A 25,752-nucleotide genomic window follows, 5' to 3' on the forward strand; every position below is an offset into this window, starting at 1 on the left:
GACCGTCGCGACGGAGGCCGCCGCCGCCCCGGTCGACAGGGAACGCGTCCGTGCCGGCGCGGCCCTGGCCTTCGCCGTCGAGTACGCGGCCACGCAGGACCGGGCCGGCCGGCCCGCGCGGTCCGACGGCTGGTTCGCCCCGCGCCCCGGGAGCCGATCGGCCGCCGACGACGTCGCCGAGGCGATGGTCGTCGCGGCCCGCCGGTCCACCGACGAACGGCGGGTCCGGCACCTCGGCTACCTGCTCGCCGAGGTCTCCTGCTCCCCCGATCTCGACGCCGAGGTCGCCGCCCGCGGTCTCCGGGCCGCCGACGGCCTCACCTGGCGGCAGCTGGCCCTGCTCGCCGCCGTCGGCCGCCGGGACCGGGTGCCGCTGCCGATGGCGCCGCTGCCCGACGAGCCGCGGGCCTGGCGGGAGTGGGGCGCCCGCGAGGACCTCGCCGACCTCCAGCGCACGGGTCTGCTCGACCCACCGCCGTCGACCCCTCGCCCCGGGGGCACCGTCGCGCCCCGGCTGCGGGCCGCGGATCTCCGGCTCACCCGGCACGGCGTGCTGCTGCACCGGGTGCTCGCCCTCGACCTGCTGCACGAGGACGCGGTCACGGCCGCGCTCGCGGACCTGGGCCTGCCCCGGAGCTGACCGCCCCGGGGCAGGCCCGCGGGTCAGCCGACGATCTCGGCGAGCTCCGGCACCAGGTTCTCCAGCAGGTACGGCAGGCTCAGCACGCTGGCGAACTGGAGGGCGTCGTAGTCCGAGCCCTCGACGAACAGCACCCGGCCCTCCGCGAAGGCCGGCAGGGCGGTCAGCACGGGGTCGCCCTCGATGCCCGCACGCTCCTCGTCGGAGCCGGACTGGAACAGCAGCACGTCGGCCGCCAGCAGGCGCGCCTCCTCGCGGCTCACCGTGCCGAAGAACTGGTCGCCGGCGATCTCGTCCTGCTCCGCCGGGACGGACATGCCGAGGTCGACGAAGAACCGGGCGCGGGTGTCGTCGGACGCGTTGAAGGGGTACTCGCCCTCGTAGCTGGTGCCGGACAGCGTGAACGTCCGCCCGTCCAGCTGCGGGAACTCGGCGCGGGTCTCCTCGAACAGCGCCTCCACCTCGGCGATCAGCTCCTCCGCCCGCTCCTCCTGGCCGAGCGCCCGGCCGGTGATCCGGGTCTGCTCCTGCCACGGCGTCCCGAAGGCCTTGAACTCCTCGGGCTGCACGACGGTGGGTGCGATCTGGCTGAGGGTCTCGTACTCGTCCTCGGTGAGGCCTGCGGTGACGGCCATGATCAGGTCGGGCTCCAGGGCAGCGACGGCCTCGAAGTCGACCTCGGCCCGCGGCATGATCTCCGGCTCGGCGTCCCCGGCCGCCTCGTCCGCCCACGGGAAGAAGACGTCGTCCTCCGGGCCGAACGCGTAGCGCACCCCGACCGGGACGACGCCGAAGGCCAGGATCGAGTCCTGCTCGGTGTAGCCCAGGGAGACCACCCGCTCCGGCTCCTCGGCGATCTCCGTCTCGCCGTACGCGTGCTCGATGGTCACCGGGAAGGCGCCGCTCGCGTCCCCGCCACCTCCGTCGTCGGCGTCCGACGACGAGTCGGTGCCGCAGGCGCTGAGCAGGACGAGGGAGGCGACGCCGGCGAGCATCGTGCGCCGGACCTTTCCGGTGATCATCATGGCGGAGTTTCTACATTAGGTAAGCCTTACCTGTGCAGGCGGGTCGTGGGGGCCGGCTCAGCGCGTGCGCCTGGCGACCAGCACGGTGTCGGGGACCGGGTTGCCGGTCCGGTGCGCGGCGTCCGGATCGCGGTCCCGCTCCTCGGCGGCGACGACGACCCAGCTCTCCGGCTCGAGCACCGCGGCCACCTCGCCGGCGGTGTACAGCGCACCGGGTTCGTGCCGGTGCCCGTGCCCGTGCTCGTGCTCGGAGCTCTCGTCCAGCAGGTGACCGACCACGAGCAGCGTGCCGCCCGGCGCGACGGCCGCGGCCAGGCCCCGGAACATCCGGTCGCGGTCGGTCCAGGTGGCGTGCAGGTAGTGCGCCGTCACCAGGTCGAAGGAGCGCTCGGGCGGCGTCCAGCCGTCCAGGTCGGCGTGCCGCCACTCGATCCGGTCGGCGAGCCCGCGAGCGGCGGCCGCGGCCGCGCCCCGCTCCAGCGCCACGGGCGAGAAGTCGACGGCGGTGACGCGCCAGCCCCGCTCGGCCAGCCAGAGCGCGTCGCCGCCCTCGCCAGATCCGGCGTCCAGCGCCGTGCCGGGCGTCAGCCCGCTCGCCTCGGCGACCAGCTGCGCGTTGGGCCGGCCGCTCCACACCGCCGGGGCCGAGCGGTAGAGCTCGTCGTAGGACTCCTGGTTCGTGGCGCTCACGCCGCCACGCCCTGCCGTTGCGCCACCGCGGCCACGGTGTCCTCCTCGATCAGGTCGGCGTTGATCATGGCACCGGCGCGCAGGCCCTGCGCCGCCGCGACGATCACCTGGGCACTCAGGTCGCCGGCGTTGCCGGCCACCCAGACCCCGGGCACCTCGGTGCGACCGGTCGGGTCGGCCGGCAGGTAGGTGCCCAGCACCCCGCCGTGGGCCTCCAGCGGCACCGGCGTCGTCCCGAGGTCGGCGAGCAGCTCGGCGTCGGCGACCATCCGGGTCGCGACGACGACGGCGTCACGGGCGACCAGCTCGCCGTCGGCCAGGCGGACGTCGGCCCCGCCCTCGAGTCCGGCCACCTCGCCGGTCACGATCCGGACGCCGCGGGCCTCCAGCCGCGCCCGCTCCTCCGCCGACGGTTCGCCGCCGGTGTGCACGAAGAGGACGACGTCGTCGGTCCACTGCCGCCACAGCCCGGCGGCGTACGCGCCCATCGGGCCGGTGCTCACCACGCCGATGGCGCGGTCGCGCACCTCCCAGCCGTGGCAGTAGGGGCAGTGCAGCACCGTGCTCCCCCACCGCTCGGCGGCGCCGGGGAGCTCGGGCAGCTCGTCGGTGAGCCCGGTGGCGAGCAGCACGCGCCGCGCCCTGACCTCGTCGCCGCCGTCCAGCACCACCCGGAGAGCGTCGTCCGCGCGGCGCAGGCCGACCACCCGGCCCGGCACGACGGTGCCGCCGTAGCTCTCCACCTCGCCGCGACCGACCGCGTACAGCTCCGCCGGCGGGGTGCCCTCCCGGCCGAGGTAGTTGTGCACGTGCCCGGCCGGCGCGTTGCGGGGCTCACCCGCATCCACCACCAGCACGCTGCGCCGGGCGCGAGCCAGGGTGAGCGCTCCGCTCAGGCCTGCCGCGCCGCCTCCGATGACCACCACGTCGTATCGCTCGTCCATGGCGACCACTGTGCGACCGGGTGAGACGGTCTGGCAATCGGCTTTGCCGGAGTGGCAAACTCGGCGGCATGTCCGACGACGACGTCCTGCAGAACGTGGGTCCACGTCTGCGGGCGCTGCGCAGCGAGCGGGGTGCGACGCTGACCGACGTCGCGGAGACGACGGGGATCTCGGTGAGCACGCTCTCCCGGCTCGAGTCCGGCGGGCGCCGGCCGACCCTCGAACTGCTGCTCCCCCTGGCCCGCACCTACGGCGTGGCCATCGACGACCTGGTGGACACCCCGGCGCCGGCCGACCCGCGGGTGCACGGGCGTCCGATCGAGCGCGAGGACGGCATGACGATGGTGCCGCTGAGCCGGCAGGCGGGGGGCCTGCAGTCCTACAAGATGGTGCTGCCGGCCCGGTGGCGGGTGCACGACACCGACCAGAAGACGCACGAGGGCTACGAGTGGCTCTACGTGCTGTCCGGCCGGATCCGGCTCCTGCTGGGGGCCCGCGACTTCGTGCTCACCCCGGGCGAGGTGGTCGAGTTCGACACCCGGGTGCCGCACACGTTCTCGAACCCGTTCCCCGAGCCGGCCGAGGGGCTGGTGCTCTTCGGGCCGCAGGGCGAGCGGATGCACGTCCGCGCCCGCCCCGCCTGACCGCGAGTGGTCGAATGGCACCCGTGACCGGACGCCGCCCGACCATCCAGCGGATCGACGACCCGGACGAGGAAGGTCCCGACGTCCGGCTCGCCGAGACCCGCGACGTCCCGCGCATCGCCGCCACGCTCACGGTGGCGCTCGCCGACTCCCGCTGGACCCGCTGGGCGCTGCCCGACGACGGCCGCATGCAGCGGCTGACCCGCCTGCACGAACTGGACGCCGGCCACCGGGGCGTGGCCACCCGCAGCGCCTGGGTGACCGAGGACGTCGACGCCGTCGCGGTGTGGGAGCCACCGCGGGACGCGGACGGCACCGCTGCCCTGCCGGCCGACGTCCAGGCAGCTCTCGCGAACGAACTCCCGTACCTGTCGGCGCACCGGATCAGCGTCGTCCGGGACACCGCGGAACTGCTCGCCGCGCACCGGCCGGACGAGCCGCACTGGTCGCTGCTGCACCTGGGGGTGCGCCCCAGCTCGCGCCGCCGCGGGCTCGCGGCCGCGGTCCTGGCGCCGGCACTGCTGCGCTGCGACGCCGAGCAGACACCCGCCACGACGGCGGTGTTCTCGTGGGCGAACGTCCGCTTCCTGCGCGGCTTCGGCTTCGAGGTCGCCGCCGAGCTCCGGACGGCAGACGACGAGCTGCCGGTGTGGGTGGTCGTGCGGCAGCCGCTGCCCGCCCGCTGAGAATTCTTCCCGCGAGGTGTCGATCTCGGCAGGATCGGTTCGTACAGAGGGTGCGAGCCGGCAGCGAGCCGGCTCCGCTCCGAGGAGGAACGACATGCCGCAGTACCTGATGACCGTCGTGGAGCCGAGCACCGGTCCCGGGCTCGCCCCGGGTCAGCTCGACCAGATCATGAAGGACGTCGACGCCCTCCACCGGGAGATGCAGGAGGCGGGGATCTGGGTCTTCGGCGGCGGGCTGCACCCGCCGGCCACCGCCACGACCCTGCGCCCCGGCGACGGCGACGTCCTGGTGGTGGACGGACCGTTCGCCGAAGGCAAGGAGCACGTCGGGGGCTTCTCGATCATCGACGTGCCGGACCTCGACGCCGCGCTGATGTGGGGACGCAAGCTGGTTGCAGCCACCACGATCCCCATCGAAGTGCGGCCCTTCTACGACACGACCGGGTGACCCCGACCGCCCGGGCGGCGATCGAGCAGGTCTTCCGCGAGCACCGCGGACGCGCGGTCGCCGTCCTGACCCGGCTCCTCGGCGACATCGACGCCGCCGAGGAGGCGGTCCAGGACGCCTTCCTGATCGCGGTGCAGCGCTGGCCCGCGGACGGCGTGCCGCCCAGCCCGCCCGGGTGGATCGTCACCACCGCCCGCAACCGGGCGATCGACAGGCTGCGCCGGGAGGCCGGCCGCGCGGACCGGCACGCCCAGGCGGCGCTGCTGCGGGCACCCGACGAGCCGCGCGAGGAGGGACCTGTGCCCGACGACCGGTTGAGGTTGCTCTTCACCTGCTGCCACCCGGCGCTGGGCCTGCCCGCGCGGGTGGCGCTCACCCTCCGGCTGCTCGGCGGCCTCACCACGGCCGAGGTCGCCGCGGCGTTCCTGGTGCCCGAGCCGACGATGGCCCAGCGCATCGTGCGGGCCAAGGCCAAGATCCGCGACGCGCGGATCCCGTACCGGGTGCCGACCGAGGCCGAGCTGCCCGACCGGCTACCGGCCGTGCTCGCCGTCGTCTACCTGGTCTTCACCGAGGGCCACCGGTCCACGTCCGGCGACCGGCTGTTCCGCCCCGACCTGTGCGCCGAGGCGATCAGGCTCGGCCGGCTGCTCACCGAGCTCATGCCCGACGAGCCGGAGGTGACCGGACTCCATGCTCTGCTCCTGCTCACCGAGGCGCGCCGCCCGGCCAGGACCGACGCTGACGGCGGCCCGGTGCTCCTCGCCGACCAGGACCGGACGCGCTGGGACGGGGCGCTGATCGCCGAAGGTCAGGAGCTCGTCCGCCGCTGCCTGCGGCGCAACCGGCCGGGGCCCTACCAGGTGCAGGCCGCGATCGCGGCGGTGCACAGCGACGCCGCCACCGCTGCCGAGACCGACTGGCACCAGGTGCTCGCGCTCTACGACCAGCTGATGCACCTCGCGCCGGGCCCCGTCGTCGCGCTGCACCGGGCCGTCGCCGTCGCCGAGGTCGCCGGCCCCGCCGCCGGCCTCGAGCTCGTCGAGGCGCTGGACCTGCGGCAGTACGACGTCTTCCACGCCGTCCGGGCGGACCTGCTCCGCAGGTCGGGACGGCGGGAGGAGGCGGTGCGGGCCTACGACGCAGCGATCGTCGCGGCCGGCAACGCCGCCGAGCGGGCGTTCCTGCGGCGGCGCCGCGATGAGTTCTCGGCGACGCCGCGGTCGGAGGAGGCATGAGCACCCCCATCGCCCTGGATCTCACCTTCACCGCCCCCATCGAGAAGGACGGCGCCTTCCCCACCTACCTCGTCGTCCCGGACTCGGCCGAGGTGCTGGGCACCCGGCGGGCGGTGAAGGTGACCGGCACGGCCGACGGCCACCCGTTCGCCGCGACCCTGATGCCCTCGGGGACGGGACCGCACTGGCTCCCGCTGCGGGCGGCGATCTGCACCGCGATCGGGAAGAGCCGAGCCGGCGAGCAGGTGACGGTCCGGCTGGAGCAGCGGCTCGGCTAGTCCCAGGAGCGGCGCTGCTTCTTCAGCTGCCCGCGCTGCTTCTTCGCCTCGATCCGCCGCTCCTGGGAGCCGCGGGTCGGCTTGGTGCGCCGCCGGGCCGGCGGCGGGGGTGCCATCGCCGCCCGGAGGACGGCGGCCAGCCGCTCGCGCGCCGCCTGCCGGTTGCGCAACTGCTGGCGGTGCTCGCTGGCCGCGATCGTGAGGACGCCGTCGACCAGCCGGTCGCGCAGCCGCTGGGCGAGCCGCTGCCGCTGCGTGTCGGTCACGCCGGGCAGCTCCAGCGGGCTGACCGAGAGCTCCACCCGCGAGTCGGCGGTGTTCACCCCTTGCCCGCCGGGGCCCGACGAGCGGGAGAACCGCCAGCTCAGGGCGGACGCCGGGACGACGACGGAACCGGTGACCGGCAGGTCACCGGAGGCGTCGTCGATCGCGGGCACGCCAACAGTCTGCCGGTGGCCTCAGAGGATGGGCTTGCCTCCGGTGACGGCGATGCGGGCGCCGGAGACGTAGGACGCCTCGTCGCTGGCGAGCATCACGTACACCGGCGCGAGCTCGGCCGGCTGCCCCGGCCGCCCGAGCGGCACCTGCTGGCCGAAGCTCTCCACCTTCTCCTCGGGCATCGTCGCGGGGATCAGCGGCGTCCAGATCGGGCCCGGCGCGACGCTGTTCGCGCGGATGCCCTTCTCCGCCAGCAGCTGCGCCAGCGAGGCGGTGAAGTTGGCGATGCCCGCCTTGGTCATGGCGTAGGCCGCCAGATCGGGGCTCGGCATGTCCGAGTTCACCGAGGACGAGTTGACGATCGAGGACCCCGGCTGCATGTGCGGGATGGCGTCCTTGGTCAGCGTGAACATCGCCGAGAGGTTGAGCCCGACGGTGTGGTCCCACTCCTCGTCGGAGATCTCCTCGAGCGTGGGGTGCGACATCTGGTAGGCGGCGTTGTTGACCAGGATGTCGACCCGGCCGAACTCCTCGACCGCCTTCGGGATGATCGTCTTCGCGTGCGCCCGGTCGGCGAGGTCGCCGGGGACCAGCACGCACTTCCGGCCGGCCTGCTCGACGTAGCGGGCGGTGTCCCTGGCGTCCTCGTGCTCGTCGAGGTAGGAGATGAGGACGTCGGCGCCCTCGCGGGCGAAGGCGATGGCCACGGCGCGGCCGATGCCGCTGTCGCCCCCGGTGATCACCGCCTTCTTCCCGGTCAGCCGGCCCGATCCCTGATAGCTCTCCTCGCCGTGGTCGGGCTTCGGATCCATCTCGCCGAGCGTTCCCGGCGGGGTCTGCTGCTGGGCGGGCTGGGACTCGGGACGCGGCGACGTCATGGTTCTCCTCCGGTGCGCTCGGCGGGGCGGTCCCGGTGCGATGACCGGGACCGACCCCGGCGCGCTACCCGCCGAGGAGCGCGGGGAACCCGCGGGCGGTGATCAGGCGGCTCGGGACAGCGGGCCGGCGACCGACGTCGCCTCCGCCACCGGCAGCTGCCACCGCATCTCCAGGCGCCGACGGCCCGAGCCGTCCACGACCGGGACCCACCGGCATTCCGGGTTCTCCTGAGTACGCACGTACGTCCACCTTCCGTTCACCAAGAATTCATCTTACCCCATGGCGTCCACCCGGTGTGATCTTCGTTACTCGGCTCACGCGGCACGGTGACTCTGCGACCGGGGTGCGGCACGGGGTCGCGGGAACGTCGGCGCCGTCGGGCACGCTGGTGCTCCTGATGCCTACGACCGCCGCACCTCCCCTGCTCGACGACGTCGCCGACCTCTCCTCGCTGCGCGCGAAGGGGGCCGACCCCGACGAGCTCTTCGCCTCGTTCGCGGCGTGGGCGGAGGCCGGCGGCACGACGCTCTACCCGGCCCAGGAAGAGGCGCTGATCGAGCTGGTCAGCGGCGCCAACGTCGTCCTGGCGACGCCGACCGGCTCCGGCAAGTCACTGGTGGCGACCGGCGCCCAGTACGCCGCGCTGGCGGCGGGACGGCGCAGCTACTACACCGCTCCGATCAAGGCGCTGGTCAGCGAGAAGTTCTTCGCCCTGTGCGGGGTCTTCGGCGCGGCCAACGTCGGCATGCTCACCGGCGACGCCGCCGTGAACCGGGACGCGCCGATCATCGCGTGCACCGCCGAGGTGCTGGCGAACATCGCGCTGCGGGAAGGCGCCGACGCCGACATCGGCCTGGTGGTGATGGACGAGTTCCACTTCTACGGGGACCCCGACCGCGGCTGGGCTTGGCAGGTGCCGCTGCTCGAGCTGCCGAAGGCGCAGTTCCTCCTGATGAGCGCCACCCTCGGCGACGTCACCGACCTGCGCGAGGACCTCACCCGACGCACCGGCCGGCCCACCGCGCTGGTCGCGAACGCCGAGCGCCCGGTGCCGCTGCACCACTACTACGCGACGACCCCGATGCACGAGACGATCCAGGAGCTGCTGGACACCAGGCAGGCACCGATCTACGTCGTGCACTTCACCCAGGCCTCGGCGCTCGAGCGGGCGCAGGCGCTGATGAGCGTCAACGTGTGCTCGAAGGAGGAGAAGGCCGCGATCGCCGAGATGATCGGCGGCTTCCGGTTCTCCTCGGCCTTCGGGACGACGCTGTCGCGGCTGGTCCGCCACGGCATCGGCGTCCACCACGCCGGGATGCTGCCCAAGTACCGGCGGCTGGTGGAGCAGCTCGCCCAGGCCGGGCTGCTCAAGGTCATCTGCGGCACCGACACCCTCGGCGTCGGCATCAACGTGCCGATCCGCACCGTCGTGTTCTCCGCGCTGTCGAAGTACGACGGCACCCGCACCCGGCTGCTGCAGGTGCGCGAGTTCCACCAGATCGCCGGCCGGGCGGGGCGCGCGGGGTACGACACCGCCGGAACCGTCGTCGTGCAGGCGCCGGAGCACGAGGTGGAGAACCTCAAGCAGTTCGCCAAGGTCGCCGACGACCCGAAGAAGCGCCGCAAGCTGGTCCGCAAGAAGGCACCCGAGGGCATGGTGCCGTGGAGCGAGGCCACGATGAACCGGCTGATCGAGTCGGAGCCGGAGAAGCTGACCAGCAACATGCGGGTGTCGACGTCGATGATCCTCGACGTCGTCGACCGGCCGGGTGACCCGTTCCAGGCGATGAAGCGGCTGCTCACCGACAACCACGAGCCGCGCAAGAAGCAGCTGAAGCTGATCCGCGAGGCGATCGGCATCGCGCGCTCGCTGCTGCAGGCCGGCGTGCTGGAGCGGCTGCCCGAGCCGGAGCCCGACGGCCGCTGCTACGACCTGACCGTCGACCTGCCGGAGGACTTCGCGCTCAACCAGCCGCTCTCCACCTTCGCGCTGGCCGCGATCGACCTGCTCGACCCCGACAGCGAGACCTACGCGCTCGACGTCGTCAGCGTCATCGAGGCGACGCTGGACGACCCGCGGCAGATCCTCGCCGCGCAGCTGAACAAGGCCAAGGGCGAGGCCGTCGCGCAGATGAAGGCCGAGGGCATCGAGTACGACGAGCGGATGGAGCTGCTCGAGGAGGTCAGCTACCCCAAACCGCTCGAGGAGCTGCTGGGTCACGCCTACGACGTCTACCGGCAGAGCAACCCGTGGGCCGCCGACGCGCACCTGTCGCCGAAGTCGGTCGTGCGGGAGATGTGGGAGCGGGCGTTCACCTTCCGGGAGTTCGTGAACACCTACGGCCTGACCCGGGCCGAGGGCGCGGTGCTGCGCTACCTGTCGGACGCGTTCAAAGCGCTGCGGTCCGGGGTGCCGGCGGCCGCCCGCACCGAGGAGGTCACCGACGTCGTCGAGTGGCTCGGCGAGCTGGTGCGACAGGTGGACTCCTCGCTGCTGGACGAGTGGGAGGCCCTGACCAACCCGGAGGACGGCGCGGTCGCGGAGGTCGCCGTCCCGGCGCGGCCGCGGCCGCTGACCGGCAACGAGCGGGCGTTCACCGCGATGGTGCGCAACGCGCTGTTCCGCCGGGTGGAGCTCATCGCCCGGCGCCGCTGGTACGACCTCGGCGAGCTGGACGCGGGCTCCGGCTGGGACGCCGAGCGGTGGGAGCAGGTGGTGCGGGCGTACTTCGAGGAGCACGACGAGGTGCGCACCGGCGCCGACGCGCGAGGGCCGGCGCTGCTCGTCATCGACAAGTCCGAACCGGGGCTGTGGCGGGTGCGGCAGATCCTCGACGACCCGGCGGGCGACCACGACTGGGGCATCGACGTCGAGGTCGACCTCGAGGCGTCGGACGAGGAGGGCGCCGCGGTGCTCCGCGTGGTCGACGCCGGCCGCAAGGACGACGCCTGGAGCTGACCCCGCGTCAGCGCAGGACGGTGCTCGCCACGTCGGAGACGATCGCGCGAAACGTGCGGGTGTCCACCTCGTCGTCGACGGTGACCCGCACGATGTCGGCGACCTGCTGCTCCGTGTCCGGCCGGGCGGCTTCCGCCCGGGCGGCGGCGACGAGGTGCAGGTAGCGGACGCGGGCGGGATCGCCGGAGCGAGGAGCGGGCGGTGCGGGCACGCGCTGGGGTCGCATGCGGAGACGGTAGGCAGCTGACGATCGTGTGACGGGACACACCGCCGGTCACGCCGGTCCGGTTCGTCCCACCCGTCGCACCGGAGCCCCGCGACCTCCTCCGTCCCGTGTGCCCCGCGCCGCGTGACGTTCCCGCGGGAACGCGGCACGTCCGTCCTCGGGCATCAGTCACGATCGCGCATCGATGCTGGTCGGGTGCGCGGGCGCGGCCCTACGGTCCGCCCATGAGGCGCCTCGTCGGCGGTGCGGCCGCCCTGCTGGCCGTGGTCCTGGTCGCCGGTTGCTCGGGCTCGGCCGGGAACGACTCGAGCTCGGCGGACGGCGGCGGGAGTGCTGCCGTCGCCGACGAGGGCGGCGCCCCGGCCGACGCCGACGCCGACCGGCAGGTCATCACGACCGCCACCGCCTCGCTGTTGGTGGACGACCCCGCCGACACCGCCCAACGGGTCAGCGAGCTGGTGGAGTCCACCGGCGGCCGGGTGGACGAGCGGACGGAGCGGTCGGCGACGGACGATGACGGGGAGGCTGCCGACCTCGTCGTCCGCGTGCCGGCGGACGCGCTGACCGGCCTGCTGGCCGACCTCGAGGAGCTCGGCGAGGTGGCGACGGTGTCGGTGTCCCGCTCCGACGTGACCGGCCAGGTCGTGGACCTCGACGCCCGCATCACCGCGTTGCAGACGTCGGTGGCCCGACTCCAGGGCCTGCTCGACGAAGCCCCGACGACCGAGGCCCTGCTGGCGGCCGAGGGCGCGCTCTCCGGACGGCAGGAGCAGCTGGAGTCGTTGCAGTCGCAGCGTGCGTTCCTCGCCGACCAGGTCGAGCTGTCGACCCTGCACGTGGAGCTGCGGACGGCGGGGGTGGCACCGCCCGGCGGTCCGGACGGGTTCCTCGACGCGCTGGGCACCGGCTGGAAGTCGCTCGTCACCGCCGGTGGTGCGGCTGTCATCGTGCTGGGGGTGCTCCTCCCCTGGCTGGTGCTGGCCGGGCTGGTCACCGCCGTCGTGCTCCTGGCGCTGCGGCGGACCCGGCGCAGCGCCCCCGTGGAAGCACCCGCACCGGCCGAATGAGGAGCTGGCGGCACCTGCTGGTCGCCGCCGCCTGCCTGGTCGGGGTGGGCGGCTGCACCGGAGAGCCCGACGACGTCGTACGCACCAGTGGCCCGCTCGCCGCCGGCTTCGAGCTCGAACCGGGGTCCGGCCTGATCGGGACGGAGTTCCCCTACGACGGCGAGGGCCTGCACGTATACCTCCGGGTGGACGGGGACATGCAAGAGGTCCTCGAGGGTTACGTCCGGCAGGCCGGCGAGCTCGGCTTCCCGGTGACGGCGCCGGGTTGGTGGCCGGACGGGCAGTGGTGCAGCGACGACCCGGCCGAGTGGACCTCGTCCGGTGGCGAGGCCACGGCGTTCGAGCTCGAGTGCTCCGCCTCCGGTGGGGACCTCGACAGCCCGCCGTTCTGGTCGATGAGCCTGCGCGGCCTGGTCGAAGCGGACGGCTCGGGTTACCTCAGGATCTCCGGCGGCAGGTTCTCCGGTGAACCGGCGGCGCCCCGCCCGGCCGTCGGGGACGGAACCGTCGCATCCCTCACCGACGTCGAGATCGCTCCCACCCTGGCCGTCTACGAGGACGAGCCGATCCGCGTCGTGGAAGGAAGCGAGCTGGTCTTCGACCCGCTCCCCTCCACGTGCGCGACCGGTGGGTGGGTCGCCATGCTGCGGGTGGTCGGCGAGCTCCTCCCGGTCCTGCGCGGCTACGCGGAGCAGTTCGACGCCATGCGGGCGTTCGTTCCAGCGGAACTCGTCGGCGACGACGAGGTGACTGTGTCGACGTGGGCGCCCGGTGGCGGCGGCCTGGGGGCCGTCGGCGTGGCCGGCGACCCGGCGTACGTGCTGATCCACCGCTGCAACGACTGACCGTGCCACCGGGGCGCTCGGTGTGAGCCGATCCTCGCCTGCGGACGGCGAGCGAGGCAGCGGCCGTGCGAGGCTCGCCGCGATGCGCGGATGAGCGGGTGGGAGATGGTCGCTGTCCTCGCAGCGGGGTTCGCCGCGGGAGGCATCAACGCCGTCGTCGGGTCCGGGACGCTGGTGAGCTTCCCCGTGCTGCTGGCGGTGGGCATCCCACCGGTCCCCGCCACGATCAGCAACTCCCTCGGCCTGATCCTCGGCAACGCGTCGGCGTCGGTCGGCTACCGCCGGGAGCTGCGCGGCCAGCGCCGGCTGCTGCTGAGCCTCATCCCCGCCTCGGTCCTCGGCGGGCTGACCGGCGCCTTCCTCCTCCTGCACCTGCCGGCCGCGACGTTCGAGGCGGTCGTGCCGGTGCTGATCGCCCTGGCGGTCGTCCTGGTCGCCCTGCAGCCGCTGGTCCAGCGCGCGCTGGCCCGTCGACGCGGGCCCGACGAGGCGCAGCAGCGCATCGGCCCCGGCCGGCTGGCCGCGCTGTTCGGCGGCGCGTACCTGACCGGCACCTACGGCGGCTACTTCGCGGCCAGCCAGGGCGTGCTGCAGATCGGCATCTTCGGCCTGCTGCTGCGCGAGTCCCTGCAACGGCTCAACGCGCTGAAGAACGTCCTGACCCTCACCGTGAACACCGTGGCAGCTGGTGCGTACGTCGTCGTCGCGACCGACCGCGTGGTCTGGTCGGCCGCCGGGCTGCTCGCCGGCGGGTCCCTGGTCGGTGGCTACCTGAGCTCGCGGTACGGGCGCCGGCTGCCGGATCCGGTGCTACGGACGGCGATCGTCGTCCTCGGCCTGGTCGCGATCGCCGTGCTGGTGAACCGGTGAGCCCGCTCGAGTTCGGCTTCCTCGTCCTCGCCGGCATCGGCGCGGGGCTGACCGGCAGCATCGCGGGCCTCGCCTCGCTGGTCAGCTACCCCGCCCTGCTCGCGACCGGGATCCCGCCGGTCACCGCGAACGTCACCAACACCGTCGCGCTGGTGCTCAACGCGGTGGGCTCGGTGAGCGCGTCGCGCCCCGAGCTCACCGGGCAGGTCCGGCGGCTGCGGCCGCTGCTCGTCGCCGCCGTGCTGGGTGGAGCGACCGGCGCGGCCCTGCTCCTCCTCACGCCGACCGAGGCGTTCGAGCGGATCGTCCCGTGGCTGATCGGTGCGGCGTCGGCGGCGATCCTCGTCCAGCGGTCACCGCGCGAGCTGGCGGCCGAGGGCGCCCAGCACCCGGCCGATCCGCGGTGGCTGCCGCTGGGGACGTTCGCGGTCACCATCTACGGCGGCTACTTCGGCGCGGCGGCGGGCGTGCTGCTGCTGGCGATGTACCTGCTGAGCACCGGCGAGGGAATCCCCCGCAGCAACGCGATGAAGAACGTCGTCCTCGGCCTCGCCAACGGGGTGGCGGCGCTGGCGTTCGTGGTCCTTACGGACGTGGCCTGGTCGGCGGCGCTGCCGCTGGCGATGGGGTTCCTGGTGGGCGGCCGCCTCGGGCCGAGCGTGGTGCGCCGGGCCCCGCAGGGCGTCCTGCGGACCGTCATCGCGATCGCCGGGCTCGGCCTCGCCGTCCACCTGGGCATCCAGGCCTACTGATCCGGCTCGCGTCAGCGGGCGACGTAGGCGGCGACCACCAGGACGACGATGCTGCTGAGCAGCAGCAGCCGTGCCGGGGTCAGGCCGTTCACCAGGCCGGCGGTCGCCTCCACCCACTGCGGACGGACGGCGGCATCACGTGCCCGCTGCCGGAGCATGCGCACCTCGTCGGCGAGCAGCGTGCCGGCGGTGCCCAGCATGCCGAGCCCCAGCACCACGAAGACGAGCGACAACCGCTGCTCGTAGGACTCCGCGACCCCGCCCAGGATCGCGGCGACGATCCCGCCGAGGACCAGCCCGAGCAGGCCGCCGGCCACGGGAGCCCACGGGCCCATGACCGTCAGCGGGCCGCGGCGGGGCATCCGCGGGGCGGGGCGCACCGTCACCGGGGCGGTCGCCTGCCCTCCGGCGCGCTCCTTCTCGCCGGCGGGCTCGGGCACCGGCGGGGTCGCCGACTGCGTCGTCGGGCCGGTCGACGGCGGAGCGGCTGGGCTCGACGGCGGAGCCGCTGGGCTCGCCGGTGTGGCCGCCGATCCGGCGGGGCGGACCACCGGGATCTCGGCGGTGCCGGACCCGGTCGTCGTGCTTCCGTTGCGCTCACTCATGACTCGATCACCTCGCGCGCCACGCTAGGCGCGGCGGCCCCACCGGTTCGGCAGGGCGCACCAGCGAGCCGGTCACGCAGCGTGATGCCGCGCCGGAGGACGCCCTGCTCAGGCCAGCCGGCGGCTGTCCCGGGCGACGACCCGCAGCCAGCGGTAGCCGTAGCCGTCCAACCGGAGCTCCACGGTGCCGTCGTCCGCCACCGCGGTGCTGCCCGCCTCCAGCAGGTCGACCAGCCGGTGCGAGGAATCGCAGTCCGCCAGGGTCAGCGGCACGATGCGCGGCTCGGGCCCGAGGTTGTGCAGCGCGACCAGCGCCCCGTCGTCCCAGCTGCAGAGGTGCGCCAGCACCTCCGTACAGGGGTGCTCGAGCACCTGGAACTCGCCCCAACCGAGCTCCGGCGATTCCCGGTAGCGGCGGACGAGCAGCTTCATGAACGACAGCAGCGAGTCGGGGTCGTTGCGCTGGTCGGCGACGTTGACGTACTCGGGGGCGAAGCCGCCGCTGACGACCGGGCCGGGCAGCTTCCGCCGGTCGGCGGGCGAGAACCCGCCGTTGCGCCCAGCGGTCCACTGCATCGGCGTCCGGACGGCGAGCCGCCCCTCGGCGTCGAGGTCCTCCCCCATGCCGATCTCCTCGCCGTAGAACAGCACCGGGGTGCCGGGCAGCGAGAACAGCAGGCTGTAGACCATCCGCACCCGCCGCGGTTCGCCGTCCAGCATCGGCGGAAGGCGTCGGCGCAGGCCGCGCCCGTAGACCTGCATCCGCTCCTCCGGACCGAATGCGGCGAACACCTCGGCGCGCTCGTCGTCGGTGAGCTTGTCGAGGGTCAGCTCGTCGTGGTTGCGGACGAACGTGGCCCACTGCGAGTCGGGGTGCAGGGTCGGGCGTGCCTGCAGGGCGGTCACGATCGGGCCGGCGTCGCCGCGGGCGAGCGCCAGGTACAGCGCCTGCATCCCGACGAAGTCGAACTGCATGGTCAGCTCGTCGCCGTCGGTCCCGCCGAAGAACTCGAGCTGCTGCTCGTAGGGCAGGTTCACCTCGCCCAGGAGGATGCCGTCGCCGGTGCGCCGGCCGAGGAGCCGGCGCAGGGACTGCAGGTACTCGTGCGGCTCCGGGAAGGAGTCGTCGTCGGCACCCGCCGTCTCCAGGAAGAACGGGACGGCGTCCACCCGGAAGCCGTCGAGGCCCAGCTGCAGCCAGAAGCCCATGACCTTGGCGACCTCGTCGCGGACCCGCGGGTTCGTGACGTCGAGGTCCGGCTGCTCCTTGTAGAAGCGGTGCAGGTACCACTCGCCGGTCTTCTCCGACAGCGTCCAGATGCCCTGCTCCTGGTCGGGGAACACGACCTGGTCGGAGGTGTCCGGCGGCGGGTCGGAGCGCCAGACGTAGAAGTCGCGGAACGGTGAGTCCTTCGACGACTCGGCATCGCGGAACCACGGGTGCTTCCGGGAGGTGTGGTTGACGACCAGGTCGGCGATCACCCGCATGCCGCGGTCCTTCGCCGTCCGGATCACCTCGACCAGGTCGCCGTGGGTGCCCAGCCGGGGGTCGACGCCGTAGAAGTCGGTGATGTCGTACCCGTCGTCCCGCTCGGCGGTCGGATAGAAGGGCATCAGCCACAGGCAGGTGACGCCGAGGTCGGCCAGGTGGTCGATCCGCTGCGCGAGCCCGGCGAAGTCGCCGATGCCGTCGCCGTTCCAGTCCATGTAGGTCTCGACGTCGAGGCAGTAGACGACGGCGTTCTTCCACCACAGGTCCGCGGTGTCGGTGATCCTCACGGCAGCACCGCCGGCTGGGGCTGCTGGCCGGGCCGCAGCGGTTGACCTCGGCCGGGCGGGTCGATCGCGACGGCGGGCGCAGGTCGGGTCACGTCGAGCTGCGGGAGCACGTGCTCGCCGAAGGCGTCCAGGAAGGCCCGCTGCCCCGTGCCCACGTGGTGCAGGTAGATCTGGTCGAAGCCCAGCTCGGCGTACTCGGCCAGCCAGGCGGCGTGCTGCCCGAGGTCGGCGGAGATACGGACCGACTCCCCCACCGCGTCCGGGGTGACGTGCGCGCTGGCCTGGTCGAAGGCCCGCGTCGTGTCCAGGTCCCAGCACAGCGGCGGCGGGAAGACGTTGCTGCGCCACTGGTCGTGCGCGATCGCGGTGGCGCGCTCGGGGTCGGGGTCCCAGCTGACGTGCACCTGCAGGGTGAGCGTTCCCCTGCCGCCGGCGTCCCGGTAGGCGTCGATCACCTCGCGCAGCGTGTCGTGCGGTTGGTTGATCGTGGCCAGCCCGTCGGCCCAGTCGGCGTGCCGGGCGGCGGTGGCCGCGGTGACGGCGGGACCGATCAGCGCGGGCTGCTGCTCCGGCAGCGTCCAGATGCGCGCGCGGTCGACGGTGACCAGCCCCTCGTGGCTGACCTCCTCGCCGGCCAGCAGCGCGCGGATGATGTCGACGCACTCGCGCAGCCGGGCGTCACGCAGCTCCTTGCGCGGCCACAGGTGCCCGGTGACGTGCTCGTTCATCGCCTCGCCGGAACCCAGCGCCACCCAGAACCGGCCGGGGAACATGGCGCCCAGGGTCGCGATGGCCTGGGCCACGATCACCGGGTGGTAGCGCTGGCCGGGCGCGTTGACGGTGCCGAACGGCAGCGACGTCGTCGCCATCGCGGCACCGAGCCACGACCAGGCGAAGCCAGAGTGGCCCTGCCGCTCGCTCCACGGTTCGAGGTGGTCGGAGCACATGGCCGCGGTGAAGCCGACCTGCTCGGCGTGCTGCACGGCCTCCAGCAGCCGTGCGGGGTGGACCTGCTCGTGCGAGTTGTGGAACCCGATCACCGGCATCGCCCATGCCTACCCAGGTCGGCGGCTCGCGGCTACACGAGCAGCGCGGCGATCCGCTCGATGCGCTGTCGACGGTGGCGCGGAGGTCCGGGACGGCGACGTCGTGGCCGCGGTGGCGGAGCTCGTCGGCCAACGGTCCCAGCACCGCCGGGCCGAGCAGTGGCGGGTGGACCAGGAGCCAGAGGGTCACCGGCTCAGTCTGCTCGCGACGTCGACGAGCTTCCGGTCATGGGCGCGGTCGCCTCCGTGACCAGCGGAATTGTCGTACCCCTTCCCTAGCGTGTCGGTGTGGCTCGGATCTCCGGTTCCTCGACCTTCGAGGGTCTGCTGATCGACTGGTCGATCGACCAGCCGGTCGGTATCTCTCGGTTGCCGGTGGGGCTGTTGTCCCGGGCGCAGGTGGCCGCCGAGTTGGAGAAGGTCCAGGGCCGTAAGGCGATGACGGCGGCCTACGAGGCCGATCTGATCCTGCGGATGGCGCAGCTGTCCCCCGATGACCACGACCCGCGGCCGGGTTCTGCCGGTGCCCGGTCGGTCGGCTGGACGGCTGGTGCCGGCGAGCCCGGGGTGAGCGAGTTCTTCACCGGCGAGCTGGCGATGGTGCTCAACCGCGGCCGCGGCACCGCCACCCACCGGTACTCCCGGGCCCGGGCGTGGCGGGACAACCTGCCGGCCACCTACGCCGCACTCGGCCGCGGAGACCTCGACGAACCCCGGGCGGCCGCGCTGGCCGACGTGCTCGGCGACGTCGACCCGCAGCTGGCGGCTGCGATCGAGGGCCGGCTGCTGCCGGAGGCGGTCGACCTGTCGGTGACCCGGCTGCGCCAGCGGGCGGCGGAGCTGCTGGCCGAGCTGGACTCCGCGGCCGCCGACGAGCGCCACGAGGAGGCCCAGCAGGCCGCGGACGTGTTCCTGCAGCCCGGCCCGGACGGGATGGCCACCCTGGGCGCGGACCTGCCGGCCGACGAGGCCGCCGAGGCCTACGCCGTCATCGACACCCTGGCCCGGATGGCCAAGGCCGTCGGCGACCAGCGGCCGATCGCCCGGATCCGCACCGAGCTGTACTCCCTGCTGCTACGCCGCCCCGGCGGGCACGGCCAACCCGATGTCGCCGCGCACCTGACCATCACCGCCACCCTCGACAGCCTCGCCGGCGCCGGCACCCAGGCCGGGACGGTGAACGGGCTGGTGATCACCGCCGCCCACGTCCGCGGGCTGCTCGCCCGCATCGCCGCCCTCGGCCTCGAGCCGCCACCGGGCGGCAGCCTGACGTTCGCCCTCACCGACACCGACGGCCGGCTGCTGGCCACCACCACCGTCGCCGAACTGCTCCGCATCGCCAAGACCGGCTGCCCCGAGCACCCCGCAGACGACTGTGACTGCCCCGTCCTCGGCCCACCCCCGGCCACCGACGCCTACGCGCACACCGCCCGCCAGGAGCGCTTCGTCACCACCCGCGACCGGTGCTGCCGGATGCCCAACTGCGGTCAGCGAGTCGGGTGGACCGACCTGGACCACGTCGTCCCGCACGCCGCCGACGGCGACACCACCTGCACGAATCTGTGTTGCCTGTGCCGCTCGCACCACCGGCTGAAGACCTTCGCCCCCGGCTGGCACTTCCGCATGGAACCCGACGGCACCCTGCACGTCACCACCCCGACCGGCATCACCCGCACCACCCGCCCACCCGGCCTACGGCCACCACAGGCGGAACCGGCACCCGAGCCCCCGGACCTCTCCACCCCGGCCGGAATCCTGGACCACCTCCGACGGACGTCCCCCGACCCACCCGACACCGGACCGCCGGGGCACGAACCAGACCCCGCACCGGACGACGACCCGCCGCCGTTCTAGCCGTTCCAGCGCGCCCTCCACACTGGACCGCGTGCTGCCGCCAGCCGGAACGCCGGGAACCGACCTGCCCGTGCGCTCCGCGGTGCCCGCGCTCGCGGACGCTCTGGGCACCCGCGGTACCGCCGTCCTCGTCGCACCGCCTGGCACCGGCAAGACGACGCTCGTCCCGCTCGCGCTCGCCGGCAACCTCCCCGGCCGCATCCTCGTGGCCGAGCCGCGCCGCGTGGCCGCCCGGGCCGCCGCCCGCCGGATGGCCGCGCTGCTCGGCGAGGAGGTGGGCGGCCGGGTCGGCTACAGCGTCCGGGGCGACAGCCGCCGGAGCGCCGCGACCCGGGTCGAGGTGGTCACCACCGGCCTGCTGGTCCGCCGGCTGCAAGCCGACCCGGAGCTGCCCGGGGTCGCCGCGGTGGTCCTCGACGAGTGCCACGAGCGGCACCTGGACACCGACCTCGCGCTCGCCTTCGCACTCGACGTGCGCGCCGCCCTGCGCCCGGACCTGCAACTGCTGGCGATGTCCGCGACGGCGCAGGCCGAGCGGCTGGCCCGGCTGATCGGAGACGGCGAGCCGGCACCCCTCGTCGAGGCCACCGGCTCCCTGCACGACGTGGACGTGGTCTGGGCGCCACCGCCGCACGCGGTCGATCCGCCGCACGGTCTGCGGGTCGACCCCCGCCTGCTCACCCACGTCGCCGCCACGGTCCGGCGGGCCCTGGCCGAGCGGACCGGCGACGTCCTCGTCTTCCTGCCCGGTGCCGGTGAGATCGGACGCGTGGTGGGCGAGCTCAGCGGGCTCGACGCCGACGTGCTCCCCCTGCACGGCCGGCTGCCCGCCGCCGCCCAGGACGCCGCCCTGCAGGCCGGGCCACGACGGCGCGTCGTCGTCGCCTCGGCGGTCGCGGAGAGCAGCCTGACCGTGCCCGGCGTCCGCGTCGTCGTCGATGCCGGCCTGGCCCGCGCACCCCGCGCCGACCTCGCCCGCGGCCTCGGGTCGCTGGTCACCGTGCGCGCCTCGCGGGCGGCGGTCACCCAGCGCGCCGGCCGTGCCGGTCGCGAGGGCCCGGGCGCGGTCTACCGCTGCTGGACCCCGGCCGAGCACGACCGCCTGCCGGCACACGACGAGCCGGAGATCGCCGTCGCCGACCTCACCGCCTTCGCCCTCGAGCTCGCCTGCTGGGGCGCACCCGGCGGGCAGGGGCTACCGCTGCTCGACCCGGCACCCGCAGCCGCCACGGCCGTCGCCGAGCAGACGCTGCGCACCCTGGACGCGGTGGACGACGACGGCCGCGTCACCTCCCGCGGGCGGGCACTCACCGCCGTCGGCGTCCACCCGCGGCTGGCCCGCGCCCTGCTCGACGGCGCTCCGCTCGTGGGCCGCCGCCGGGCCGCCGAGGTGGTCGCGCTGCTCTCCGCGGACGTGCCGATGCGCAGCGACGACCTGCTGGCCACCTGGCGGGAGCTGCGCTCCGGCACCGACCGCGGCGCGAGCGCCCGCTGGCGGGACGAGGTCGCCCGGCTCGAGCGGGCGGTCACCGACGTCGCTCCGCAGCAGCTCCCCGACGACACCGCGGCCGGTCTCGTGGTCGGGCTGGCGTACCCCGAACGGCTGGCACGCCGGCGGCCCGGCAGCAGCACCTACCTCATGGCCGCCGGCACCGGTGCCGAACTGGCGCCGGGCACGGCGCTGACCGGGGCCGCGTGGCTGGCGATCGCGGTCGCCGACCGCTCCCCCGGCCGCCGGGACGCCCGGGTGCGGGCAGCCGTCGCCGTCGACGAGGCCACGGCGCTCGAGGCCGGGAGGCCGCTGCACACCGACGGCGACGAGGTGACCTGGCGGGACGGGGACGTCCGCAGCGCCCGGGTGGAGCGGCTCGGCGCGATCGTGCTCGCCGAACGGCCGGCGAAGGGTCCGGACCCCGCAGCGGTGGCCCGCGCCGTGGCCGAGGGACTCCGCCTGGAGGGGCTCGGGCTGCTGCGCTGGACCCCGGCCGCCCACCGGCTGCGCGCGCGGCTCGCCGCCGCCCACGCGGGGCTCGGCGACCCGTGGCCGGCGGTCGACGACGACGCCCTGCTCACGGCGATCGACGTCTCCGGCGCTCGGAGCCGCGCCGACCTGGCCAGGATCGACGTCACCGCGGCACTGCGCGCGCTGGTGCCGTGGCAGGTCGCCGGCGACCTGGACACCGTCGTCCCCGACACCGTGACCGTGCCGACGGGCTCCCGCATCGCGGTCGACTACACCGACCCCGAGGTGCCCACCCTCGCCGTGCGCGTGCAGGAGGTGTTCGGCTGGGCGGACACCCCGCGAGTGGCCGGCCGGCCGTTGCGGCTGGAGCTGCTCTCCCCCGCGCACCGGGTCGTCGCGACCACGGCCGACCTCGCCGGCTTCTGGGGCACCGGCTATCCCGCCGTCCGCAGCGAGCTCCGCGGCCGCTACCCGCGGCACCCCTGGCCGGAGGACCCGGCCTCCGCGCCGGCCACGAAGCGAGCCAACTCACGCGCCCGTCCGCGCGACTGAGACTGCGCGCCGCCGGTCACCCGGCGAGGATCGCCGGGTGACCGGAACACCGACCACCGACGAGTGGGGCATCGACGCGAGCTGGATCGACGCGAGGGACCAGCCGCACGAGGTGGCGCAGGCGACGATCGACGCGCTGCGCGAGATCATCGGCACCCCGCCGGCCGACCTCGAGGACCGGGCGCCCATCGTCGCCCGGCCCGGTGACGCCCTCGAGGTCGACGAGGCCGACGTCGTCTGCGAGGACGGCGAGGTCCGGCACGTCGACGGCTCCCTCCCGGCCGACTTCCCGCTCGGGTACCACTGGCTCCAGTCCGCGGACGGGCCCCGGCGCCGGCTGATCGTCTCCCCCGGCCGCTGCTGGCTGCCCGACGAGCGGGCCTGGGGGTGGGCGGTCCAGCTCTACGCCGCCCGCGGCCGCGAGAGCTGGGGCATCGGTGACCTCGGCGACCTGCGCAGCATCCGCCGCATGGCCGCCGACCAGGGCGCGGGCTTCGTGCTGGTCAACCCGCTGCACGCCGTCGCCCCCATCCCGCAGCAGGAGGCGAGCCCCTACCTGCCCGCCACCCGGCGCTTCCGCAACCCGATCTACCTGCGCGTCCCCGAGGTGCCCGGCGCCGAGGCCGTCGACGTGGAGGACGACGCCGGACGCGCGCTCAACGACGGCGAGCTCATCGACCGCGACGCGATCTGGGCCCGCAAGCGCGAGGTGCTCATGCGGATCTTCTTCGCGCACGGCGGCGGGGAGGCGTTCGCCCGCTGGCGGGAGGCGCAGGGCCGGCAGCTGCGGGACTGGGCGACCTGGGCGGCGATCGCCGAGGAGCACGGCGCCGACTGGCACACCTGGCCCGAGGAGCTACGGCGCCCCGGCGGTCCCGCGCTGGAGGCCTACGTGCAGCAGCACGGCGCCGTCGTCGCCTTCCACGCCTGGCTGCAGTGGGCGCTGGAGCTGCAACTCACCGCCGCCACCGCCGGCATGACCGTGATCCAGGACCTGCCGATCGGCTTCGCCGGAGGCGGGGCGGACGCCTGGACCTGGCAGGACGCCCTGGCCGACGGCGTGAGCGTCGGCGCCCCACCGGACGCGTTCAACAGCCAGGGGCAGGACTGGGGTTCTCCCCCGCTGATCCCCTGGCGGCTGCGCGACGCCGACTACGAGCCGTTCGTCCAGTCGATCCGGGCGACCATCGCCGGCGCCGGGGGCTTGCGGATCGACCACGTCATGGGTCTGTTCCGGCTGTGGTGGGTGCCGCGGGACGGCAGCCCGGCCGACGGCGCCTACGTGCGCTACCCGGCCGAGGACCTGCTCGACATCGTCGCGCTGGAGAGCCACCGTGCGCAGGCGCTCGTCGTCGGCGAGGACCTCGGCACCGTCGAGGAGGGCGTGCGCGAGGCGATGGCCGAGCACGGCGTGCTCTCCTACCGGCTGCTCTGGTTCGAGGACGCCGACCCCGCGGAGTGGCCCGCCGACGCGATGGCCGCCATCACCACCCACGACCTGCCCACCGTCGCGGGGCTCTGGACCGGCGCCGACCTCGAGGAGCAGCGGGAGCAGGGCACCGGGACCGAGGAGGAGCTGGCGGACGGCCGCACAGCCCTGCTCGAGCAGCTGCCCGGCCTGGCCGACGACGCATCCGCGGCCCAGGCGGTCGAGCAGGCGCACCGGCTCCTGGCGCGGGCGCCCTCCCGGCTGCTCTCGGCGACCCTGGACGACGCCGTCGGGGAGTCGCGCCGGCCCAACATGCCGGGGACGACGAACCGCCCCAACTGGTCGCTCCCCCTGTCGGTGCCGGTGGAGGAGCTCGCGGACCACCCGCTGCTGCGCACCGTCGTGCGGACGCTGGCCGACGGCCTCCGCTGACCGGAGCGCCGTCGAACGCATGTTCGATCCGCGTGCGACACTGCCTGCATGGCCGGAGGGATGCGACGAGGCGGTGCGCGGGAGTCCCTGGGGGCTCGCGCCGCCAACTCCGGCGCCGGCCACCCTCCCGCGCGCCCGGTCGCCCCACCGCCGGCCCTCGACGGCATCCCCGCCGGCCGGCACTGCTGGGTGCACGACCCGCCGGACCGGCCCGGCACCTGGCCGGGGCTGCTCGTGGAATGGCGTCAGGTCGCCGGCGGGTGGCAGGGCCGGGTGAGCTACGCGGTCAGCGGGCCGCACGGACCGGCCCTGGTCGAGGCGTGGCTGCCGGCGTCCCGGCTGGAGCCACGGTGACCCGCGACGTGGTTAGCGTCCCCACCTCACGGGCTATGGCCGCGGGGACACGACGACCTCCCGGACGGAGAGCCACCGACATGACGAGCCCGGAGAACGACGCGACCCTCGACGACGTCATCACGCCCGAGGAGCACCCGACCCGCGACCGCACTCAGCACGCCAAGGACCCGCACCCGAGCGACGAGCTGCTGGAGCAGCGCACCGAGCAGGAGCGCCAGGCGGTCGGCTCCGACGACGCCGACCCCGCCGGCGGCGTGCGCCATCCCGCCACCGACTGAGCGAGCGCCCGGCGGCCGCGGTGCAGTCGCGGCCGCCGGCGAGCGGGCTGGGACCATGAGCGGGTGACCTCCCACCGGCTCCGCTGGGGCGCCCTCGTCTGGCTGCTGACCCTGCAGTTCTTCGTCGTCGAGACGATCGTGCAGTTCCGCGGTGAGGGGCACTCGCGGATCCACGACGTCATCAGCGACCTCGGCGCCACCACGTGGCCGTGGCACCAGCTGATGAACGCCTCGTTCGTCGTGCAGGCAGCCCTGGTCGTCGGTGGAGCGCTGCTCCTGGCACCTGTGCTGGGCAGCGGCGCCGGCGTCGTGGCCCGGTGGCTGTTCGGCGCCGCCGCCGTCGGACTGCTCCTGCTCGCCGTGTTCCCCTCCGACGCCTCCGGGGCGGCGCACGGCACCGGGGCGGTCTTCTACCTGATCGGCAGCGCGCTGGGGCTCATCGCGCTGGCCTACGCGGTGCGGCCGCGATCGGAGCTGCTCGGGACCCTGCTCGTCGTCCTCGGACTGGTCGGGGCCTCGGCGACGACCTTCTTCCTCACCGGCGTGGAGGTGCTGGCCGAGGGCGCCACCGAGCGGGCGGCGACCTACGCCCTGCCGATCGGGCTGGCTGTGGCCGCGCTCGGTCTCTGGCGTCTGGGCCCGGGTGAGCCAGCCGCTACGGGTGAGGCCGGCATGTCCCTGCGCGAGGAGCGCGCGCAGGAGCGGGCACGCGCCGCCGAGCGCGCCCGGGAGCGCGACGCGGCCCTGGAGGCGGCAGCCCGCCGCGGCGAGGACCCCGAGGATCCCTGGGCCACCGGGCCCCGCGACAGCTGAGCCGGCGCGCGTCCG

At 74.5% G+C, this 25,752-nt stretch carries 27 protein-coding genes; 17 read left to right on the forward strand and 10 right to left on the reverse strand.

The window, feature by feature from the left end:
• Window positions 1-640, forward strand: a 640-nt coding sequence (locus A6V29_RS15585; RefSeq protein ID WP_137161161.1) for a hypothetical protein, incomplete at its 5' end; no start/stop codon positions are given.
• A gap of 23 nt (window positions 641-663) precedes the next feature.
• Here A6V29_RS15585 and A6V29_RS15590 read toward each other — a convergent pair.
• Genes A6V29_RS15590 through A6V29_RS21040 form a run of 3 tightly spaced genes read right to left on the reverse strand, consistent with a single transcriptional unit; the run spans window position 664 to window position 3,299 of the window.
• Window positions 664-1,665, reverse strand: coding sequence for an iron-siderophore ABC transporter substrate-binding protein (locus tag A6V29_RS15590; RefSeq protein ID WP_137161162.1), 1,002 nt, complete (start codon window positions 1,663-1,665; stop codon window positions 664-666).
• Between the two features lie 57 nt (window positions 1,666-1,722).
• Window positions 1,723-2,355 carry a class I SAM-dependent methyltransferase gene (locus tag A6V29_RS21035; RefSeq protein WP_170977897.1) on the reverse strand — a complete coding sequence of 211 codons (633 nt, stop codon included), beginning with the start codon at window positions 2,353-2,355 and terminating at the stop codon, window positions 1,723-1,725.
• On the reverse strand, window positions 2,352-3,299 hold the full coding sequence (locus A6V29_RS21040) for an NAD(P)/FAD-dependent oxidoreductase (protein ID WP_170977898.1): 948 nt from the start codon (window positions 3,297-3,299) through the stop codon (window positions 2,352-2,354). Before A6V29_RS21040 ends, A6V29_RS21035 begins: the two co-directional genes overlap by 4 nt.
• Before the next feature lie 68 nt (window positions 3,300-3,367).
• Between A6V29_RS21040 and A6V29_RS15600 the strand changes: the two genes are divergently transcribed.
• From A6V29_RS15600 to A6V29_RS15620, 5 genes are all read left to right on the forward strand, one after another.
• On the forward strand, window positions 3,368-3,943 hold the full coding sequence (locus A6V29_RS15600) for a helix-turn-helix domain-containing protein (RefSeq protein ID WP_137161163.1): 576 nt from the start codon (window positions 3,368-3,370) through the stop codon (window positions 3,941-3,943).
• 23 nt (window positions 3,944-3,966) lie between these two features.
• The gene (locus A6V29_RS15605; RefSeq protein ID WP_249933271.1) at window positions 3,967-4,629 is read left to right on the forward strand and encodes an N-acetyltransferase; all 663 of its coding nucleotides are present in this window, start codon (window positions 3,967-3,969) and stop codon (window positions 4,627-4,629) included.
• A gap of 94 nt (window positions 4,630-4,723) precedes the next feature.
• Window positions 4,724-5,077: a YciI family protein gene (locus tag A6V29_RS15610; RefSeq protein WP_137161165.1), complete on the forward strand. Its 354-nt coding sequence runs from the start codon at window positions 4,724-4,726 to the stop codon at window positions 5,075-5,077.
• Window positions 5,074-6,315 carry an RNA polymerase sigma factor gene (locus tag A6V29_RS15615; RefSeq protein ID WP_137161166.1) on the forward strand — a complete coding sequence of 414 codons (1,242 nt, stop codon included), beginning with the start codon at window positions 5,074-5,076 and terminating at the stop codon, window positions 6,313-6,315. The genes A6V29_RS15610 and A6V29_RS15615 overlap by 4 nt, the downstream gene beginning before the upstream one ends.
• Window positions 6,312-6,593, forward strand: a complete 282-nt coding sequence (locus tag A6V29_RS15620; protein WP_137161167.1) for a DUF1905 domain-containing protein — start codon at window positions 6,312-6,314, stop codon at window positions 6,591-6,593. The genes A6V29_RS15615 and A6V29_RS15620 overlap by 4 nt, the downstream gene beginning before the upstream one ends.
• On the opposite strand, the gene arfB is transcribed toward A6V29_RS15620, so the two are convergent.
• From arfB to A6V29_RS21045, 3 genes are all read right to left on the reverse strand, one after another.
• The gene (gene arfB / locus A6V29_RS15625) at window positions 6,590-7,030 is read right to left on the reverse strand and encodes an alternative ribosome rescue aminoacyl-tRNA hydrolase ArfB (RefSeq protein ID WP_137161168.1); all 441 of its coding nucleotides are present in this window, start codon (window positions 7,028-7,030) and stop codon (window positions 6,590-6,592) included. The two genes, A6V29_RS15620 and arfB, sit on opposite strands and share 4 nt — an antisense overlap.
• Window positions 7,031-7,051: 21 nt before the next feature.
• Window positions 7,052-7,909: an SDR family oxidoreductase gene (locus A6V29_RS15630; RefSeq protein WP_137161169.1), complete on the reverse strand. Its 858-nt coding sequence runs from the start codon at window positions 7,907-7,909 to the stop codon at window positions 7,052-7,054.
• Window positions 7,910-8,011: 102 nt separating this feature from the next.
• Window positions 8,012-8,149, reverse strand: coding sequence for a hypothetical protein (locus A6V29_RS21045; protein ID WP_170977899.1), 138 nt, complete (start codon window positions 8,147-8,149; stop codon window positions 8,012-8,014).
• Between the two features lie 158 nt (window positions 8,150-8,307).
• Here A6V29_RS21045 and A6V29_RS15635 point away from each other — a divergent pair, with 158 nt between their 5' ends.
• Window positions 8,308-10,869 carry a DEAD/DEAH box helicase gene (locus tag A6V29_RS15635; RefSeq protein ID WP_137161170.1) on the forward strand — a complete coding sequence of 854 codons (2,562 nt, stop codon included), beginning with the start codon at window positions 8,308-8,310 and terminating at the stop codon, window positions 10,867-10,869.
• A gap of 7 nt (window positions 10,870-10,876) precedes the next feature.
• Here A6V29_RS15635 and A6V29_RS15640 read toward each other — a convergent pair whose 3' ends face one another.
• Window positions 10,877-11,095, reverse strand: a complete 219-nt coding sequence (locus A6V29_RS15640) for a hypothetical protein (protein ID WP_137161171.1) — start codon at window positions 11,093-11,095, stop codon at window positions 10,877-10,879.
• Between the two features lie 224 nt (window positions 11,096-11,319).
• Here A6V29_RS15640 and A6V29_RS15645 point away from each other — a divergent pair, with 224 nt between their 5' ends.
• From A6V29_RS15645 to A6V29_RS15660, 4 genes are all read left to right on the forward strand, one after another.
• A complete protein-coding gene (locus tag A6V29_RS15645) occupies window positions 11,320-12,162 on the forward strand; it encodes a DUF4349 domain-containing protein (RefSeq protein ID WP_137161172.1) in 843 nt (280 codons plus the stop codon).
• Window positions 12,159-13,007 (forward strand): hypothetical protein, encoded by an 849-nt coding sequence (locus tag A6V29_RS15650; RefSeq protein ID WP_137161173.1) that lies wholly within the window; start codon window positions 12,159-12,161, stop codon window positions 13,005-13,007. The genes A6V29_RS15645 and A6V29_RS15650 overlap by 4 nt, the downstream gene beginning before the upstream one ends.
• 90 nt (window positions 13,008-13,097) lie before the next feature.
• Window positions 13,098-13,877, forward strand: a complete 780-nt coding sequence (locus A6V29_RS15655) for a sulfite exporter TauE/SafE family protein (RefSeq protein WP_137161174.1) — start codon at window positions 13,098-13,100, stop codon at window positions 13,875-13,877.
• A complete protein-coding gene (locus tag A6V29_RS15660; protein WP_137161175.1) occupies window positions 13,874-14,629 on the forward strand; it encodes a sulfite exporter TauE/SafE family protein in 756 nt (251 codons plus the stop codon). The genes A6V29_RS15655 and A6V29_RS15660 overlap by 4 nt, the downstream gene beginning before the upstream one ends.
• Window positions 14,630-14,640: 11 nt before the next feature.
• Here A6V29_RS15660 and A6V29_RS15665 read toward each other — a convergent pair whose 3' ends face one another.
• The 3 genes from A6V29_RS15665 to A6V29_RS15675 all read right to left on the reverse strand — a co-directional run bounded on the left by A6V29_RS15665 (window position 14,641) and on the right by A6V29_RS15675 (window position 18,059).
• Window positions 14,641-15,234: a hypothetical protein gene (locus A6V29_RS15665; RefSeq protein WP_137161176.1), complete on the reverse strand. Its 594-nt coding sequence runs from the start codon at window positions 15,232-15,234 to the stop codon at window positions 14,641-14,643.
• A gap of 108 nt (window positions 15,235-15,342) precedes the next feature.
• A complete protein-coding gene (locus A6V29_RS15670) occupies window positions 15,343-17,013 on the reverse strand; it encodes an alpha-amylase family protein (protein ID WP_137161177.1) in 1,671 nt (556 codons plus the stop codon).
• Entirely contained in the window at window positions 17,010-18,059 is a 1,050-nt protein-coding gene (locus A6V29_RS15675; RefSeq protein WP_137161178.1) for a TIGR03885 family FMN-dependent LLM class oxidoreductase, read from the reverse strand. Before A6V29_RS15675 ends, A6V29_RS15670 begins: the two co-directional genes overlap by 4 nt.
• A gap of 288 nt (window positions 18,060-18,347) precedes the next feature.
• On the opposite strand from A6V29_RS15675, the gene A6V29_RS15680 reads away from it, so the two are divergent.
• From A6V29_RS15680 to A6V29_RS15705, 6 genes are all read left to right on the forward strand, one after another.
• Entirely contained in the window at window positions 18,348-19,913 is a 1,566-nt protein-coding gene (locus A6V29_RS15680) for an HNH endonuclease signature motif containing protein (protein ID WP_137161179.1), read from the forward strand.
• A 31-nt stretch (window positions 19,914-19,944) separates the two neighbouring features.
• Window positions 19,945-22,428: an ATP-dependent helicase HrpB gene (gene hrpB, locus A6V29_RS15685; protein WP_137161180.1), complete on the forward strand. Its 2,484-nt coding sequence runs from the start codon at window positions 19,945-19,947 to the stop codon at window positions 22,426-22,428.
• Between the two features lie 37 nt (window positions 22,429-22,465).
• Entirely contained in the window at window positions 22,466-24,289 is a 1,824-nt protein-coding gene (gene malQ, locus A6V29_RS15690) for a 4-alpha-glucanotransferase (RefSeq protein ID WP_137161181.1), read from the forward strand.
• A gap of 48 nt (window positions 24,290-24,337) precedes the next feature.
• A complete protein-coding gene (locus A6V29_RS15695) occupies window positions 24,338-24,643 on the forward strand; it encodes a hypothetical protein (RefSeq protein WP_249933272.1) in 306 nt (101 codons plus the stop codon).
• An 80-nt stretch (window positions 24,644-24,723) separates the two neighbouring features.
• Window positions 24,724-24,924, forward strand: coding sequence for a hypothetical protein (locus A6V29_RS15700; RefSeq protein WP_137161182.1), 201 nt, complete (start codon window positions 24,724-24,726; stop codon window positions 24,922-24,924).
• A 63-nt stretch (window positions 24,925-24,987) separates the two neighbouring features.
• On the forward strand, window positions 24,988-25,737 hold the full coding sequence (locus A6V29_RS15705; RefSeq protein ID WP_137161183.1) for a DUF998 domain-containing protein: 750 nt from the start codon (window positions 24,988-24,990) through the stop codon (window positions 25,735-25,737).
• The last annotated feature ends 15 nt before the right edge of the window (window positions 25,738-25,752 follow it).

Origin of the sequence: Blastococcus sp. CCUG 61487, from assembly GCF_005222955.1 — a bacterium.
Lineage (GTDB): Bacteria > Actinomycetota > Actinomycetes > Mycobacteriales > Geodermatophilaceae > Blastococcus.

What these genes read in the sequence shown, in the direction of transcription:
- A6V29_RS15675 (WP_137161178.1), bottom strand. Translation starts at nt 18,059, where the DNA reads ATGCCGGTGATCGGGTTCCACAACTCGCACGAGCAGGTCCACCCCGCA.
- A6V29_RS15610 (WP_137161165.1), top strand. Translation starts at nt 4,724, where the DNA reads ATGCCGCAGTACCTGATGACCGTCGTGGAGCCGAGCACCGGTCCCGGG.
- A6V29_RS15630 (WP_137161169.1), bottom strand. Translation starts at nt 7,909, where the DNA reads ATGACGTCGCCGCGTCCCGAGTCCCAGCCCGCCCAGCAGCAGACCCCG.
- A6V29_RS15620 (WP_137161167.1), top strand. Translation starts at nt 6,312, where the DNA reads ATGAGCACCCCCATCGCCCTGGATCTCACCTTCACCGCCCCCATCGAG.
- A6V29_RS15695 (WP_249933272.1), top strand. Translation starts at nt 24,338, where the DNA reads ATGGCCGGAGGGATGCGACGAGGCGGTGCGCGGGAGTCCCTGGGGGCT.
- A6V29_RS15665 (WP_137161176.1), bottom strand. Translation starts at nt 15,234, where the DNA reads ATGAGTGAGCGCAACGGAAGCACGACGACCGGGTCCGGCACCGCCGAG.
- A6V29_RS15600 (WP_137161163.1), top strand. Translation starts at nt 3,368, where the DNA reads ATGTCCGACGACGACGTCCTGCAGAACGTGGGTCCACGTCTGCGGGCG.
- A6V29_RS15655 (WP_137161174.1), top strand. Translation starts at nt 13,098, where the DNA reads ATGAGCGGGTGGGAGATGGTCGCTGTCCTCGCAGCGGGGTTCGCCGCG.
- A6V29_RS15700 (WP_137161182.1), top strand. Translation starts at nt 24,724, where the DNA reads ATGACGAGCCCGGAGAACGACGCGACCCTCGACGACGTCATCACGCCC.
- A6V29_RS15635 (WP_137161170.1), top strand. Translation starts at nt 8,308, where the DNA reads ATGCCTACGACCGCCGCACCTCCCCTGCTCGACGACGTCGCCGACCTC.
- A6V29_RS15640 (WP_137161171.1), bottom strand. Translation starts at nt 11,095, where the DNA reads ATGCGACCCCAGCGCGTGCCCGCACCGCCCGCTCCTCGCTCCGGCGAT.
- A6V29_RS15650 (WP_137161173.1), top strand. Translation starts at nt 12,159, where the DNA reads ATGAGGAGCTGGCGGCACCTGCTGGTCGCCGCCGCCTGCCTGGTCGGG.
- A6V29_RS15645 (WP_137161172.1), top strand. Translation starts at nt 11,320, where the DNA reads ATGAGGCGCCTCGTCGGCGGTGCGGCCGCCCTGCTGGCCGTGGTCCTG.
- A6V29_RS21040 (WP_170977898.1), bottom strand. Translation starts at nt 3,299, where the DNA reads ATGGACGAGCGATACGACGTGGTGGTCATCGGAGGCGGCGCGGCAGGC.
- A6V29_RS15590 (WP_137161162.1), bottom strand. Translation starts at nt 1,665, where the DNA reads ATGATGATCACCGGAAAGGTCCGGCGCACGATGCTCGCCGGCGTCGCC.